The sequence below is a fragment of the Pseudomonas persica genome (assembly GCF_900291015.1).
Lineage (GTDB): Bacteria > Pseudomonadota > Gammaproteobacteria > Pseudomonadales > Pseudomonadaceae > Aquipseudomonas.
Map to the genome: position 1 here is coordinate 259753 of NZ_OLKL01000010.1, position 16088 is coordinate 275840.

The 16088-nt window shown below is 63.8% G+C and carries 14 protein-coding genes; 4 read left to right on the forward strand and 10 right to left on the reverse strand.

The annotated features are described in order from the left end of the window. Nucleotides 1-162: 162 nt before the first annotated feature. The 3 genes from FQ664_RS04985 to FQ664_RS04995 all read left to right on the forward strand — a co-directional run bounded on the left by FQ664_RS04985 (nt 163) and on the right by FQ664_RS04995 (nt 4181). On the forward strand, nt 163-660 hold the full coding sequence (locus FQ664_RS04985) for a sigma-70 family RNA polymerase sigma factor (protein ID WP_144170653.1): 498 nt from the start codon (nt 163-165) through the stop codon (nt 658-660). A 20-nt stretch (nt 661-680) separates the two neighbouring features. Beyond that, a complete protein-coding gene (locus FQ664_RS04990; RefSeq protein ID WP_144170654.1) occupies nt 681-1643 on the forward strand; it encodes a FecR family protein in 963 nt (320 codons plus the stop codon). A 108-nt stretch (nt 1644-1751) separates the two neighbouring features. Continuing rightward, nucleotides 1752-4181 (forward strand): TonB-dependent siderophore receptor, encoded by a 2430-nt coding sequence (locus FQ664_RS04995; RefSeq protein WP_144170655.1) that lies wholly within the window; start codon nt 1752-1754, stop codon nt 4179-4181. 106 nt (nt 4182-4287) lie between these two features. Here FQ664_RS04995 and FQ664_RS05000 read toward each other — a convergent pair whose 3' ends face one another. Genes FQ664_RS05000 through FQ664_RS05015 form a run of 4 tightly spaced genes read right to left on the reverse strand, consistent with a single transcriptional unit; the run spans nt 4288 to nt 7733 of the window. Continuing rightward, a complete protein-coding gene (locus tag FQ664_RS05000; RefSeq protein ID WP_144170656.1) occupies nt 4288-5445 on the reverse strand; it encodes an osmoprotectant ABC transporter ATP-binding protein OsmV in 1158 nt (385 codons plus the stop codon). Then, nucleotides 5442-6095, reverse strand: coding sequence for an ABC transporter permease (locus FQ664_RS05005; RefSeq protein WP_063911331.1), 654 nt, complete (start codon nt 6093-6095; stop codon nt 5442-5444). Before FQ664_RS05005 ends, FQ664_RS05000 begins: the two co-directional genes overlap by 4 nt. Further along, on the reverse strand, nt 6092-7006 hold the full coding sequence (locus tag FQ664_RS05010; RefSeq protein ID WP_144170657.1) for a glycine betaine ABC transporter substrate-binding protein: 915 nt from the start codon (nt 7004-7006) through the stop codon (nt 6092-6094). The genes FQ664_RS05005 and FQ664_RS05010 overlap by 4 nt, the downstream gene beginning before the upstream one ends. Before the next feature lie 13 nt (nt 7007-7019). Continuing rightward, nucleotides 7020-7733: an ABC transporter permease gene (locus FQ664_RS05015; protein ID WP_144170658.1), complete on the reverse strand. Its 714-nt coding sequence runs from the start codon at nt 7731-7733 to the stop codon at nt 7020-7022. Nucleotides 7734-8290: 557 nt separating this feature from the next. Between FQ664_RS05015 and FQ664_RS05025 the strand changes: the two genes are divergently transcribed. After that, nucleotides 8291-9874 (forward strand): peptide chain release factor 3, encoded by a 1584-nt coding sequence (locus tag FQ664_RS05025; RefSeq protein WP_003257876.1) that lies wholly within the window; start codon nt 8291-8293, stop codon nt 9872-9874. Between the two features lie 118 nt (nt 9875-9992). Here FQ664_RS05025 and FQ664_RS05030 read toward each other — a convergent pair whose 3' ends face one another. From FQ664_RS05030 to FQ664_RS05055, 6 genes are all read right to left on the reverse strand, one after another. After that, complete coding sequence (locus tag FQ664_RS05030) at nt 9993-11072, reverse strand: polyamine ABC transporter substrate-binding protein (protein WP_144170659.1); 1080 nt, start codon at nt 11070-11072, stop codon at nt 9993-9995. A gap of 52 nt (nt 11073-11124) precedes the next feature. Further along, nucleotides 11125-11466: a cupin domain-containing protein gene (locus tag FQ664_RS05035; RefSeq protein ID WP_063911335.1), complete on the reverse strand. Its 342-nt coding sequence runs from the start codon at nt 11464-11466 to the stop codon at nt 11125-11127. A gap of 32 nt (nt 11467-11498) precedes the next feature. Further along, complete coding sequence (locus FQ664_RS05040) at nt 11499-12905, reverse strand: NAD(P)/FAD-dependent oxidoreductase (RefSeq protein ID WP_144170660.1); 1407 nt, start codon at nt 12903-12905, stop codon at nt 11499-11501. A 63-nt stretch (nt 12906-12968) separates the two neighbouring features. Then, a complete protein-coding gene (locus FQ664_RS05045; RefSeq protein WP_144170661.1) occupies nt 12969-13778 on the reverse strand; it encodes an AraC family transcriptional regulator in 810 nt (269 codons plus the stop codon). A gap of 371 nt (nt 13779-14149) precedes the next feature. Continuing rightward, entirely contained in the window at nt 14150-15118 is a 969-nt protein-coding gene (locus tag FQ664_RS05050; RefSeq protein ID WP_024086321.1) for a peptide ABC transporter ATP-binding protein, read from the reverse strand. Next, entirely contained in the window at nt 15118-16086 is a 969-nt protein-coding gene (locus tag FQ664_RS05055; protein WP_144170662.1) for an ABC transporter ATP-binding protein, read from the reverse strand. Before FQ664_RS05055 ends, FQ664_RS05050 begins: the two co-directional genes overlap by 1 nt. Between the last annotated feature and the right edge of the window lie 2 nt (nt 16087-16088).

A 16088-nucleotide genomic window follows, 5' to 3' on the forward strand; every position in this document is an offset into this window, starting at 1 on the left:
GAGCGGGCGTGCCCGCGAAGGGGCCTCAGGTGTTCATATTTATGGCCACATTTCCCTGGCACTGCCGTCCATGAAAAAGACAATAAATTTTTTGTTACCGACTGGCGGAATTGCCGGTTTTGATGAGAAACATTACTATTCGCACCCTTGTCCGCCTCCCTGATGACCCCGACCGTGTCCGGACCCAAAGGCTTCCTCGACCACTACCACGAGCTGATCGGCACCTGGACGCGCAAGTTGCGCAGTCGACCGCAGGCCGAGGACCTCACCCACGATGCCTTTGTCCGGGTACTGGAAAACCCGCGCGAGCAGGTTGAGCAGCCCCGCGCCTACCTGCACCAGACCGCGCGCAACATTGCCGTGGACGGTTTCCGTCGCGAGGACCGCCGCCAGGCCCTGGAGCTGGAAGCCTTCGATGAAGGCGTGGCCGGTAATGGCGACCCCGAGGCCTACGTGCATGCGCTGGAGCTGGCCGACAGGGTCGAGCGGGCGCTGGCCGAACTGCCGCTCAATTGCCGGCAGGTGTTCATCTGGCAGAAGCTCGAAGGCCTGACCCAGGCCGAGATCGCCGAGCGCATGGGGTTGAGCAAGAACATGGTCGAAAAGTATATGATCCGCACGCTCCGGCATCTGCGTGAGCACCTGGATGTGTCGGCATGATGAGTCAGGAGACCTTTTCGATGAAACAGCACGGTACCGGTACCGTCCGCGAGCAGGCGGCCGCATGGTTTGCCCGCGTGCAGGATGCGCCTCGCGATGCCGTGCTGCAGGCGCAACTGCACGCCTGGCTGGAAGGTGATGCACGGCACCGTGAAGAGTACCAGCAGCTCGCCCGCCTGTGGCAGGCCGCCGACTTCATCCCCCGCCAGCGCCTGGAAGCGCTGTGCCAGCCAGCCCCGGTACGTCAGTTGCCACGTCGACGCTTTGTGCGCCAGGCCTTGGCCGCCAGTGTGGCTGCACTGGCGTTGGGGCTGGGCTGGGGTGGCTGGCACTACCAGCAACTGAATCACCAGGGCAGTTTGCAGACAGCCTTCAACGAACGCCGCCAGGTTGACCTGCCGGATGGTTCGCACCTTGAACTCAACGGCAGTACGCAAGTGCAGGTCGCCTTCAGCGCCGGCCAGCGGCATGTCCGGCTGATGGCGGGTGAAGTGATGTTCACCGTCGCCCATGACAGTGGCAGGCCGTTCGTGGTCGACACCGCCCAGGGGAGCGTGACTGTCACCGGTACCCGTTTCGATGTCCGGCTGGACCCGGCCAGCACGCGCGTGGCGGTGGAGCAGGGCTCGGTGCGTGTGCAGGGCAAGGGCGCCTCGCTGGCGCAGCTCACGGCTGGCCAGGGCTCGCATATCGATGCACAAGGCCAGGTGGCCGCACCCTATGCGGTGAATACCGATGCCCTGACGGCCTGGCGCCAAGGCCGGCTGGTGTTCGACAACGCCACCCTGGCCGAGGTGGTGGCAGAAGCTTCGCGTTACCGCAGCCAGCCGCTGCGGGTCGCCCCCGGCAAAGTCGCCCAACTGCGGCTGTCCAGCACCTTCAGCACCGACGACACCGACGCGCTGCTGCGCGCCTTGCCGAGCATCCTGCCGGTGGCCATCAAGGCCCATGAAGATGGCTCGCGCGAAATAATCGCGAAATAGATTCAGGTTTTTTTTCGCTCGTTCGTCTTCCCCGCCAGCTGCAACTGCCAAGCATTTCCATTTGCATGCGGTTGGCGTTTATTCCGTATTCCAGGAAGTTTCGACGACGTGAACAACAACAAGCCCTTTCCACGCTTCCGCGCTCTGGCGCTGGCCCTGGCGGTCAGTGCCGTGGCCGTCAACGGCCAGGCCGCAGAGGCCGGCAGCACCATCCAGATCCAGGCCCAACCCTTGGCTTCGGCGCTGAACCAGCTGGGCCAGCAGACCAACCTGCAGCTGTTCTTCAGCCCCGAACTGGTGGCCGGCAAGCAAGCCCCGGCGGTGTCCGGCCAGCTGGCGCCCGAGCAGGCGCTGCAGCAGCTGCTGCAAGGCAGCGGCCTGACCTACGAGATGTCCCAGGGCACCGTGGTGGTCAAGCCGGCGCAGGCCGATGGCACCCTCACCACTGGCAGCCTGGAACTGGCGCCCACCGACATCAAGGTGGTGGGTGACTGGCTGGGCGATGCCCAGCAGAGCGTGGTGCAGAACCACCCCGGCGCGCGCACGGTGGTGCGCCGCGAGGCGATGGTGGAGAAGGGCGCAATGAACGTGCGCGATGTGCTGCGCGGCATCCCGGGCGTGCAGGTGCAGGACTCCAACGGCACCGGCGGCAGCGACCTGTCGCTGAACGTGGGCGTTCGCGGCCTGACTTCACGCCTGTCGCCACGCTCCACGGTACTGATCGACGGTATCCCGGCCGCTTTCGCGCCCTATGGGCAGCCGCAGTTGTCGATGGCGCCGATTTCCTCGGGCAACCTCGACAGCATCGACGTGGTACGTGGCGCCGGTTCCGTGCGTTATGGCCCGCAGAACGTCGGCGGGGTGATCAACTTCGTTACCCGGGCGATCCCGGAGAAGGCCTCGGCGGAGCTGTCCACCACCCTGGAAACCTCCCGGCATGGTGGCTGGAAGCATACCGAATCGGCCTTCGTCGGCGGCACGGCGGACAACGGCATGGGTGTGGCGCTGCTCTACACCGGGGTGAATGGCAACGGCTACCGTGAAAGCAACAACGGCAACGACATCGATGACGTCATCCTCAAGACCCACTGGGCGCCGACTGACGTCGACGAGTTCTGGCTCAACTTCCACTATTACGATGGCCGTGCCGACATGCCCGGCGGCCTGACCCAGGCCCAGTACGACAGCAACCCGTACCAGTCGCTGCGCGACTACGACTACTTCGCCGGCCGGCGCAAGGATGTGTCGTTCAAGTGGCAGCGGCAGCTCGACGACGCCACCCAGTTCGAAGTGCTGACCTACTACACCGACAGCTTCCGCGGCAGCGCCATTGCCTCGCGCGACATGAAGACCCTGTCGTCGTACCCGCGCAACTACCACACCTTCGCCATCGAACCACGGCTGTCGCGGATCTTCTTCGCCGGCCCGACCACCCAGGAAGTCAGCGTGGGTTACCGCTACCTGAAGGAAGCGATGCGTGAGCAGTCGACCCGCCTGGCGCTGATCGACAATGTGCCGACGCCAACCCCGACCTCCGACGGCCATGTGTTCCAGGACCGCAGTGGCGGTACCGAGGCCAGCGCCTACTACATCGACGACAAGATCGACGTGGGTAACTGGACCATCACCCCGGGCATCCGCTTCGAGCACATCAACACCGACTGGCGCGACCGCCCGGTGCTCGGTGCCAACGGCCAGCCGGTGCCAGAGAAGAAACGCAGCATCACCAGCAACGAGCCGCTGCCGGCGCTGAGCGTGATGTACCACCTCTCCGATGCGTGGAAGTTGTTCGCCAACTACGAGACCTCGTTTGGCAGCCTGCAGTACTTCCAGCTGGGCCAGGGCGGTACTGGCAACAGCACGGCCAATGGCCTGGAACCGGAAAAGGCCAAGACCTACGAAATCGGTACCCGCTATGACAATGGCGCCTTTGCCGGTGAGCTGACGGCGTTCTACATCGACTTCGACGACGAACTGCAGTACATCAGCAACGACGTGGGTTGGACCAACCTCGGCGCGACCAAGCACCAGGGTATCGAGGCTTCGGTGCGCTATGACCTGGCGGGGCTTGACCCGCGCCTGGAAGGGCTGTCGGTGAGCGGTGGCTACACCTATACCCGCGCTACTTATGAAGGGGACATTCCTGGCTTCAAGGGCCGTGACCTGCCGTTCTATTCACGCCAGGTGGCCACTGCCGGGGTGCGCTACGCGGTCAACCACTGGACCTGGAACCTGGATGCCTACGCCCAATCCAAACAGCGTGCACCGGGTACGGGGATCAATGCCGATGGCAGCTTCAACGGCGACTACATCACCGAGCCGAGTGCGGACGGGCAGTTCGGCGACATTCCGGGTTACGTGACCTGGCATGCGCGTGGCGGCTATGAGTTCGGACCGGAAATGTCCAACCTGAAGTTGGCGGCGGGGGTGAAGAACCTGTTCGACAAGCAGTACTTCACCCGCTCCAGCGACAACAATGCCGGCATCTATGTGGGTGAGCCACGGACCTTCTATGTGCAGGCCAGCGTAGGGTTCTGACACCGCGTCGCCTGCTTCGCGGGTGAACCCGCTCCCACAGGTATCGCGCAGGTCTTTAGCCTTGCGCCGACCCTGTGGGAGCGGGTTTACCCGCGAAGAGGCCGGTTCAGGAAATCACCGCCTCGGCCGGCGAAACGATGCTGGTCTTGGCCCCCCGCGATCGCCCCGAGCTCAGGTAAGCCGCAATCGACTCCTGGGTCACTTCACCCAGGAACACCTGCTCGGCATCCAGCACCGGCAGCCACGCCCGGTTGAATTCGTACATCCGCGACAACAGGATGCGCAAATGCTCATCATGCGCCGCGGTGGCATTGAACGGCCGCAGGAAGTCGCCACAGGTCCCTTGCTGGCGATGCATATCACGCCGGCGCACGTAGCCCAGTGCCTTGTTCTGCGCATCGGTCACCACCACGTAACGGCGGTCGTGCTCGTCCAGCAGCTCCAGCGCATCGCTCACCGGCGTCTGCGGGCTCACCGATGGCGCGTTGTCTGCCGCATCCTCGGCACGCACCAGCAGCAGGCGCTTGAGGGTGCTGTCCTGGCCGACGAAGTTGCTGACGAACTCATCCGCCGGATGCGCCAGCAGGGTGTCCGGGTGGTCCAGCTGCAACAGCTTGCCGGCACGGAAAATGGCGATCTTGTCGCCCAGCTTGATCGCTTCGTCGATGTCGTGGCTGACCATGATCACCGTCTTGTTCAGCGCCCGCTGCATCTCGAAGAACTCGTTCTGGATCATCTCGCGGTTGATCGGGTCGACCGCGCCGAACGGCTCGTCCATCAGCAGCACCGGCGCTTCCGCCGCCAAGGCGCGGATCACGCCGATACGCTGCTGCTGGCCACCGGACAGCTCGCGCGGGTAGCGTTGCAGGTACTGCTTGGGCTCCAGCTTGATCATGTGCATCAGCTCGCGGGCGCGTTCATGGCACTTCTGTTTGTCCCAGCCGAGCAGGCGCGGCACCACGGTGATGTTCTCCTCGATGGTCATGTTGGGGAACAGACCGATCTGCTGGATCACGTAGCCGATGTGCCGGCGCAGGGTGACTTCGTCCAGCCCGGTGGTGTCTTCGCCATTGATGAACACCTGGCCGGAAGTGGGGGTGATCAGGCGGTTGATCATTTTCAGGGTAGTGCTCTTGCCGCAGCCCGAGGGGCCGAGGAACACGCAGATTTCCCCTTCGTTGACGGTGAGGCTTACCGCGTCGACGGCTTTGACGTCCTTGCCGTTGACGTTGAAGGTTTTGCTGAGGTTCTTCAGTTCGATCATGAGCGCAGTCCTTCTGGAGTCAGGGCACGTTGCAGGGTTTGCAGCAGCAGGTCGGCGATGATCGCCAGCAGGCTGACCAGCACGGCGCCGACCAGCAGCATCGACATGTCGCTGCGGCTGATGGAGGTAAGGATGAGTACGCCGAGGCCGCCGGCGCCGATGGTGGCGGCGATGGTCATGACGCCGATGTTCATCACCACGGCGGTGCGCACGCCGGCGAGAATCACCGGCACGGCGATGGGCAGTTCGACCATGCGCAGGCGCTGGCCGAAGGTCATGCCGATGCCGCGCGCGGCTTCACGGATGCCTGGCTCGACGTTGGTCAGGGCCAGGTAGGTGTTACGCAGGATCGGCAGCAGTGAATAGAGGAACACCGCAGTGATCGCCGGCAGCGGCCCGAGGCCCTGGCCGAACCTGGAGTAGAACGGCAGCAGCAGGCCGAACAGGGCGATGGACGGGATGGTCAGCAGCACCGTGGCACTGGCCTGCAATGGGCCGGCGACGGCCGGGAAGCGGGTCATCAGGATGCCCAGCGGTACGCCGACGATGATCGCCAGGCCCACGGCGACGCCGACCAGCATGATGTGTTGCCAGGTCAGATGCAGCACCTGGGCCCAGTCCAGATGGTTGAAGGTATCGATCAGGTTCATGGCTGGCCCTCGCTGTTCAGTGGATGCTCACGCAGGAAAGCGGCAGCCACGGCGGTCGGGTTCTGGTGCTCGACATCGACCTTGGCGTTGAGCTGGCGCATGGTTGCGTCATCCAGTTGCTCGGCCAGTGGCTTGAGCAGGCCGGCCAGCTGCGGGTTGGCGTCGAGCACGGCTTTTCGCACCACCGGCGCGGCGGTGTAGTCGGGGAAGTAGTGCTTGTCGTCTTCCAGCAGCTTGAGGTTGAACGCGTTCAGGCGGCCATCGGTGGTGTACACCAGGCCGGCGAACACCTGGTTGTTGTGCATGGCGGTGTAGACCAGGCCGGCATCCATCTGGCGGATGTTGGCGCGGCCCACTTGCAAGTCGTACATCGCCTTCAGGCCGACCAGGCCGTCCGGGCGGTTGGCGAACTCGGTGTCCAGCGCCACCAGGTGGTTGCGTCGGCTTTCGTCACGCAGCACCTGGTTGAGGTCGCTGATCGAGTTGATCTGTGGATAAGCCTCGGCGACCTGCTTGGGCAGGCCCAGCGCGTAGGTGTTGCTGAACTTCGACGGGGTCAGCCAGATCAAGCCTTTCTTCGCGTCCAGTGCCTTGACCTTGGCGTAGGTGGCCTCGGCACTGGGCATGCGCTCATCGATATGGTTGTACGACACCAGTGACACGCCGGTGTATTCCCACATCAGGTCGAGCTGGCCGGTTTCCTGGGCCTGGCGCGCGATGCTGCTGCCAAGGCCGCTGGTGACGCGCACGTCAAAACCGTTGGCGCGCAGGTATTGCGCGGTGATTTCGGCGAGCACGGTCTGTTCGGTGAACACCCGCGCGCCGATGCGGATCAGCGGTTTTTCCGCTGCCTGGGCAAATCCTGCGAACAGCAGGGCCGCGCCCAGCAGCAAGGCGATTTTCTTGTTCATACGTTCCCTCTTGTTATCCAGCCAGGCCACGTTCCAGCCAGCGCTTGCTGGAGAAACTCACCGCCGCGTCCAGCACTAGCGCCAGCAGCGCGGTGCAGGCGGCACCCAGCAGCAGCTGTGGCTGGTTGTTCAGGGCGATGCCGGGGAAGATCAGGCTGCCCAGGCTGTTGGCGCCGATCAGGAAGGCCAGCGGTGCGGTGCCCACGTTCAGCGCCAGGGCCACGCGCACGCCGCCGACGATGATCGGCACGGCGTTGGGCAACTCAACCTGCCAGAGTTGCTGGCGCGGGGTCATGCCGATGCCGGTGGCGGCTTCCTTGAGCGAGGCGGGGACGTTTTTCAGGCCCTCGTAGGTGTTGCGCACGATGGGCAGGAGGGAGGCGAGGAACAGGGCGAAGATTGCAGGCCCGGCGCCGATGCCCAGGATACTCAGGGCGATGGCCAGAACGGCCAGGGGAGGGATGGTGTTGCCAACGTTGAACAACTGCATGAAGCGCTCGGCTTTGTCGACCCGCTGCGGTCGACTTAACGCAATGCCGGCGGGGATGCCCACGGCCAGCGCCGCCGCCATCGAAGCCAGCACCAGGACCAGGTGCGCTTGCAGGTAGAACCCAAGATCGTCGCGATAACGCGCGATCGTGTCGATGCCGATCCAGTGGACCAGCAGGGCCAGGATGACGAGCACGGCGGCCCATCCCAACAGCCCTTTTCCGTAGCGTTTTGCCACAGGCGGACTCCTTGTGTAGTCGGCGAGCACACTTCTTGGTTGCCGGCCAGTCCTGGCGGCGGGTGGTGTGTTCGCGAGTAGCAGCATGACGCACGCCGAAGGCTGCGATCAGGCCATGAGCCGAACCCCGTCGGGCCCGAAAATGCTGATGAAAACAGCTCCCCAACCGAAGCGGGTTGCAGGGGAGTGGACGTCTCCGTGGGCGTAAAGGTTCCCATCTGGGGCGGCATTTGGCCAGTGCTAATCACTGGGTGTATCGAAATATGGCGAGAAAAAACAGCGTATTAATTCGCTACAAGCGTTGAAATAACTGACCTGTGGCCATTTATCGTGATAAAGCGATTGCCTGTGGAATCGGCTTTGCCTGTGCCGGCCTCTTCGCGGGTAAACCCGCTCCCACAGGGACTGCACCGCACCTGGACGCTGTGCAGTCCCTGTGGGAGCGGGTTTACCCGCGAAGAGGCCGGCACAGCACCACTCATTCCTCAGGTTTTGGTCCCGGCCCAACTTCAGGTATGATATCGCCCCTTTTAAATCCCCCAGTCAGGCGATTTCCCATGACCAACCAGGCCGCCGAAGTCGCGAAGCGCCGCACTTTCGCAATCATTTCCCACCCCGACGCCGGTAAGACCACCATCACCGAGAAGCTGCTGCTGATGGGCAAGGCCATTGCCGTCGCCGGTACCGTGAAGTCGCGCAAGTCCGACCGCCACGCCACCTCCGACTGGATGGAAATGGAGAAGCAGCGCGGCATCTCCATCACCACCTCGGTGATGCAGTTCCCGTACCGCGAGCACATGATCAACCTGCTCGACACCCCCGGTCACGAAGACTTCTCGGAAGATACCTACCGCACCCTGACCGCGGTGGACTCGGCGCTGATGGTGCTTGATGGCGGTAAAGGTGTAGAGCCACGCACCATCGCCCTGATGGACGTGTGCCGCCTGCGCGACACGCCGATCGTCAGCTTCATCAACAAACTCGACCGTGACATCCGCGACCCGATCGAACTGCTCGACGAGATCGAAGCGGTACTGAAGATCAAGGCGGCACCGATCACCTGGCCGATCGGTTGCTACCGCGACTTCAAGGGCGTGTACCACCTGACCGGTGACTACATCGTGGTGTACACCCCGGGCCACGGCCACGAGCGCACCGAAGCCAAGATCATTCAGAAGCTGGATTCGGACGAGGCCCGCGCCCATCTGGGCGACCAGTACGACTCGTTCGTCGAGCAGCTGGAGCTGGTGCAGGGTGCCTGCCACGAGTTCAACCAGGAAGAGTTCATCAACGGCCAGCTGACCCCGGTGTTCTTCGGTACTGCATTGGGCAACTTCGGTGTCGACCACGTGCTCGACGCAGTCGTCGACTGGGCGCCGCGCCCGCTGGGCCGTGTTGCCCACGAGCGTACCGTCGAGCCTGTGGAAGAGAAGTTCACCGGCTTCGTGTTCAAGATCCAGGCGAACATGGACCCGAAACACCGCGACCGCATCGCCTTCATGCGCATTTGCTCGGGCAAGTACGAGAAAGGCATGAAGATGCGCCACGTGCGGATCAACAAGGACCTGCGTATCGGCGATGCGCTGACCTTCTTCTCCTCCGAGCGTGAGCAACTGGAAGAGGCCTATGCCGGCGACATCATTGGCCTGCACAACCACGGCACCATCCAGATCGGCGACACCTTCACCGAAGGCGAGGCGCTGGGCTTCACCGGTATCCCGCACTTCGCCCCGGAACTGTTCCGCCGCGTACGCCTGAAGGACCCGCTGAAATCCAAGCAGCTGCGTCAGGGCCTGCAGCAGCTGGCCGAAGAGGGCGCGACCCAGGTGTTCTTCCCGGAGCGCAGCAACGACATCATCCTCGGTGCGGTCGGTGTGCTGCAGTTCGACGTGGTCGCCAGCCGCCTGAAGGAAGAGTACAAGGTCGAGTGCGCCTACGAGCCGATCACCGTCTGGTCGGCGCGCTGGATCGGCTGCGACGACAAGAAGAAGCTCGAGGAATTCCAGAACAAGGCCATGGAAAACCTGGCCATCGACGGTGGCGGGCACCTGACCTACCTGGCGCCGACCCGGGTCAACCTGTCGCTGATGGAAGAGCGCTGGCCGGACATCAAGTTCCGCGCTACCCGCGAGCACCACTGATTTTCGAGAGCCTGCCAACTGACCCTGTGGGAGCGGGTTCACCCGCGAATGCGTCGGTGAATTCAATATCGCATTCGCGGGTGAACCCGCTCCCACAGGGACCGTGTACAGACCGAAATTAATTCCCGGCCTTGATACTGGTCCAGATCCGGGTTCTGATACGGTCGATCTTCGCCGGCATTGCCTCCAGCGCATACAGCTTGCCCATCACTTCCTCGCTCGGGTAAACCATCGTGTTGCCCTTCATCGCCGGTTCCACGAGCCCGTCCGCTTCGAGGTTGCCGTTGGCGTACTGCACATGGTTGCTGATGTTGGCCATCACCTGCGGCTGCAGCAGGTAGTTCATGTAGGCATACCCGGCCTTTTCATCCGGCGCATCGGCCGGCATGGCGACCATGTCGAACCACATCGGCGCGCCTTCCTTCGGGATCGAGTACCCCACGTTCACTCCGTTCTTCGCTTCTTCGGCGCGATTCTTCGCCTGCAGCACATCCCCCGAGAAACCCACCACCACGCAGATATCGCCATTGGCCAGGTCGCCGGTGTACTTCGATGAGTGGAAGTAGCTGATGTACGGCCGCACCTGCATCAACAGCGCCTTGGCCTTGTCGTAGTCCGCCGGGTTCTGGCTGTGGTGCGGCAGGCCCAGGTAGTGCAGGGCGATCGGCAACAGTTCGGGGCCGTTGTCCAGCACGGCGACGCCGCAGGTTTTCAGCTTGCTCATGTATTCGGGCTTGAAGATCAGGTCCCATGAGTCCAGTGGCGCGTTGTCCCCGAGCACCGCCTTGACCTTGTCGATGTTGTAGCCGATACCGGTGCTGCCCCACAGGTAGGGGAAGCCGTACTGGTTGCCCGGGTCGTTCACCTCCAGCGCCTTGAGCAGCACCGGGTTGAGGTTGTGCCAGTTGGGCAGTTGCGACTTGTCCAGGCGCTTGAGGGCCTTGCCCTGGATCTGCCGGGCCATGAAATGGTTGGACGGAAACACCACGTCGTAGCCGGAGTTGCCGGTCATCAGCTTGCCGTCGAGGGTTTCGTTGCTGTCGTAAACATCGTAGGTGGGCACGATACCGCTGGCTTGCTGGAAGTTCTTCAGTGTGTCGGGGGCGACGTAGCTGGACCAGTTGTAGATCTTCACCGTTTCGGCGGCGCCGGCCACGCTGGCGGCCAGCATCAGGGGGGCGAGAAGGAGCGTGCGCATGTCGGGGTTACCTTGCTTTGTCTGTTGTTGTCGAAGGCAGGCGATCAGCGGATCAGAAAATAAGGACGTAGGTCTTGCGCACGGTCTCCTGGATGTCCCAGGTGCCGGTGCTGTTGGCCGGTAGCATCAGTGCGTCTCCGGCTTCTATGAGCAGCGGCTTGCCACCGTCGGGGGTGAAGGTGCAGCGGCCCTTGATGAAATGGCAGAACTCCTGTTGCACGATCTGCCGCCGCCAGCGCCCGGGGGTGCACTCCCAGATGCCGGTTTCGACGCCGTCGCTGCGTTCCACGCAGGTGACCGAGGTCACCGCCACGGGCTCGCCGAGTGGTACCGCAACGGGGTTGGAGCTATCGAGCACGGCGCTGTCGCTGTTCTTGAACTGGGTGATGTTCATGACCGGTGAATCCTGTGTCGGGGAAAGGGAAGTCAGTGCATGAAACCTTCCATGAAGTCCGCAAGACTGCTGGCCAGGCGCCGCCTCCACGACGCGCAGGCGGGATTGGCGAGGGTCCGGTCCTCGTGGACGAAACTCTGGATGATTGCGTTGTAGCCCAGCCAGCGGCAGGGCTCGGGTGGCCAGCTGGCCAGGCTTGAAAGCGGGCGGTTGTCGAGCACCCAGGGTTGCGCGGTCAGTTCGTTGTGCTGGTTGAGGATCAGCGCCGCCAGGGTGCGCCCGCCCAGGTTGGTGGCGCCGACACCCTCGCCGCCGTAGCCGCCGGCCAGGGCGATGCCGCGCTGGCGGTCGCAGAGCATGTGCGGGCGGAAGCGCCGTGCCATGCCCAGGTTGCCGCCCCACGAATGGGTGATGCGCACGTGCTTCAGCTGCGGGAACAGTTCGCTGAACAGATAGCGGCGCAGCTCGATTTCCTGTTCAGTGAGGTTGAAGTTTTCGCGCAGGCGGCCACCGAAGCGGTAGCCGCCACGGGCGCCGAATACCAGGCGGTTGTCGGCGGTACGCTGGCCATAGGTGACCTGGCGGCTGCTTTCGCTGAACGCCTGGCCCTGGTTCAGGCCGATCTGTTCCCAGGTGGCCTCCGGCAATGGCTCGGTGGCCACCAACAGGCTCTGTACCGGCAGCTGATGTTTGCCCAGTGGCGGCAGGCTGGCGGCGTAGCCCTCCACGGCGGGTACCATCCATTGGCAGCGAATGCGCGCCAACGGGGTACGCACCTCACCGGGCTGCCAGTCGATGGCCGGGGTGTTTTCGTAGATGGGTACGCCCAGCGCTTCTACCGCTCGGGCCAGGCCACGCGCCAGCTTGGCGGGTTGGATAGTTGCGGTGTGCGGGCTGTAGATGGCCCCATAGGCATTGCTGACCCGCAACTGGGCGTCCAGCTGTTCGGGGCGCAGCCAGCGGTAGTCGTCCTCGGTCATGCCCTGACGATAAAGGTCGTCGAGGTAGGCGCGCAGGCTACGCTCCTGTTCCGGGTAGCGTGCGGCGCAGTACAGCACGCCGCCTTTGCGGTAATCGCAGTCAATGCCCTCGCGTTGCAGCACGCGGTGTACTTCATCAGGAATGCCATGCAGCAGGTCGATGCTGGTGCGCCGCTGTTGCGGCGACAGGGTCGCGAGCAGGCGGCTTTCGCCGAGCAGGTTGCCCATCAGCCAGCCGCCGTTGCGCCCCGAGGCGCCAAAGCCGGCGATGTTGGCATCGATCACGGCGATGTTCAGCTGTGGCGCCTGACGCTTGAGGTAATAGGCGGTCCACAGGCCGGTGTAGCCAGCGCCGATGATGCACACATCCGCTTCCAGGTCGTCGCGCAGGGCCGGGCGGGCGCACAGCGGCTCGTCAAGCTGGTCCATCCACAGGCTGAGCGTGCGCAGGGGTTGCATCGGGTTCGGCTCCACATTCGTCAAGGTCTGTGGCGATCCTAGTGGTGTCGGCGGTCGGCTGTCCTACGTGCGTGCACGCAGGGAAATTTGCTTCAGGTAGGCCTTGGGCGTAAGCCCGGTGTGTTCGCGGAAACACTTGTAGAACGCCGACAGCGAGTTGAAACCGGCATTGAACGCCAGCTCGTCGATCGTCGCCTCGACGCTGTCGTCATCGAGGCTGGCCATCAGGTGCTGCAGGCGGGCCTGGTTGACGTAGCGGTAGAAGCTTTGCCCGAGCACCTGGTTGAGCAGGTAGGAGATCTGGTTGCGGCTGTAACCGCTGGCGTCGGCCACCTGTTGCAGGTCCAGCTCCGGGTCCAGGTAGGGGCGCTGACGCTGGAAGTAGTGTTCCAGGTCCTGAGCCATGGTCGACAGTTGGCGGGGGGACAGGCCAAGGCGGCTGGTGGCTGGGCGCGGGCCGCTGCTGGTGTGGCCGCTGCCGTTCTGGCGGACCAGCGTGGCGTACTCGTTGACTTGCCAGATCAGGCCGTCCTTGACGGTGATCGCCTCGCTGGACTGGAACGCTACCAGGCCATCGCCGCCCTGGACCGTGACCTGGTACTGGATGAACGCGGTGCAGCCGTCGACGCGGATGCGGTCGCTGTGGACGATGTCTTCGCCGGCTTCATGGGGCAGGCAGGCGCGCACGTAGTCACGCAGTTCCTGGTAGCCGAGCACGCGGTTCTGGAAGAAGTCGTGGTACTGGATGTCGGGGTGGTAGAGCGCAATGACGCCGTCGAGGTCGCGGTGCTTCCAGCACAGGTGGTAGCGCAGCACGGTGTCGGCGGTGAGCGGGGTCTGCTCGGGGCCGTCGGGGAGGGTAGTGGCGGTCATGAGCCTGATAGTGCATTGCAGAACACCCAGCTGCAAGGGTGCGGATCCGGCATATTGCACGGTTTCGCCAAGCGGCTTGGGGAGTAAGCCGTTGATTCGGTTGAGTGTGATTTTTTGACAGGGATGGCATGGCGAGTGCACCGGTCTGTTCAACATCGAACAAGGAGAAAGACCATGCGCTCGATACTGCTCTGGATGATTGGGGTGCCGATTCCGGTGATTATCCTGATCTGGTTCTTCATGCATTGAGATCCCCGGGGCCGCTTTGCGGCCCTTCGCGGATAAACCCGCTCCCACAGGGACCGCACAGATTTCGAATGCTGTGAAACACCTGTGGGAGCGGGTTTACCCGCGAAGAAGGTCATACCGATCTAGAGGAACTGCTCCGCATAGTGGCAGGCCACCTGCCGCGTACTCACCTGCCGCAACGCCGGCACCTCCTTGGCACACCGCTCGGTCGCATACGGGCAGCGCTTGTGAAACGCACAGCCATCCGGCGGGTTCAGCGGGTTGGGCAACTCCCCGGCAATACGAATCTTCGGCTTCAACGGGTCCGGGTGAATCGCCGGCGTGGCTGACAGCAACGCCTGGGTATACGGGTGCAACGGCCTTTCGTAGATATCCTCTTTCGGCCCCATCTCCGCCGGCCGCCCCAAGTACATCACCAGCACCTGATCGGCCACATGCCGCACCACCGCCAGGTTGTGCGAGATGAACACATAGGCGGTGTTGAACTCCTTCTGCAAATCCATGAACAGGTTCAGCACCTGGGCCTGGATCGACACGTCCAGCGCCGAGGTCGGCTCGTCCGCCACCAGCACCTTGGGCTGCAGCATCATCGCCCGCGCCAGGGCGATACGCTGGCGCTGGCCGCCGGAGAACATGTGCGGGTAGCGCTGGTAATGCTCGGGGCGCAGGCCGACCTGTTCCATCATCTTCTGCACCTTTTCTCGCCGCTCGGCCTTGCTCAGCGAGGTGTTGATCAGCAGCGGCTCGGCCAGCTGGTCACCAATCTTCTGCCGAGGGTTGAGCGAGGCGTAGGGGCTCTGGAACACCATCTGCACGTCGCGGCGCAGTTGCTTGCGTTCGCTCTTGCTGGCGCCTTTCACTTCGGTGCCGGCAATTTGCAGCGAGCCGGACGACGGCTCTTCGATCAGGGTCAGGGCGCGGGCCAGGGTCGACTTGCCGCAGCCGGACTCGCCGACCACGGCCAGGGTCTTGCCGGCCTCCAGTTCGAACGACACGCCATTCAGCGCGCGGACCAGGGCGTGGCCCTTGAACAGCCCGCGAGAGACTTCGTAATGCCGGGTCAGCTCCCGGGCGGATAGAACGACGGCCATCACGCCACCTCCTGGTTCAGCGGGTAGAAGCAACGCACCAGGCCATGGGCCTGGGGATCGAGGGGCGGGCGCTGGCGCCGGCAGTTGTCCTGCACGTACGGGCAGCGCGGTGACAGCAGGCAACCCTCGGGGCGGTCGTAGCGGCCGGGGACGATACCGGGCAGGGTGGCCAGGCGCTCGGCGCCGATGCTGTGCTCGGGAATCGCCGCCAGCAGTGCTTCGCTGTAGGGGTGGGCAGGCACGTCGAACAGCTCCGGCACCTGGCCCACTTCCACGGCCTGGCCGGCGTACATCACGCATACGCGCCTGGCCGTTTCGGCGACCACGGCGAGGTCGTGGGTGATCAGGATGAGCGCCATGTTGCGCTCTTTCTGCAGGTTGACCAGCAGCTCCATGATCTGCGCCTGGATGGTCACGTCCAGTGCAGTGGTGGGTTCGTCGGCGATCAGCAGCTTGGGTTCGCCGGCAATCGCCATGGCAATCGCCACGCGCTGGCTCATGCCGCCGGACAGTTGGTGCGGGTAGGCGTCCAGGCGGCTCTCGGCCGCCGGGATCTCGACCTTTTTCAGCAGCTCCAGGGCACGCTGGCGCGCGGCCTTGCCCTTCAGGCCCAGGTGCTGGCGCAGCACTTCCTCGATCTGGTAACCCACGGTGTAGCTGGGGTTGAGCGCGGTCATCGGGTCCTGGAAGACCATGGCGATGTCCTTGCCCACCACCTTGCGCCGCTGGCGGCCGCTGAGCTTGAGCATGTCGGTGCCGTCGAAGTTGAGCGCGTCGGCAGTGATGCGCCCCGGGGCATCGATCAGGCCCATCAGGGCCATCATGGTCACGGACTTGCCGGAGCCCGATTCGCCGACGATGGCCAGGATCTCGCCGGCCTCCACCGTCAGGTCCAGGCCATCGACCACCGGTACCGCAGTGGCGTCGCCGAAGCGCACGTTCAGGTTGTTGATCTGCAACAGTGACATGG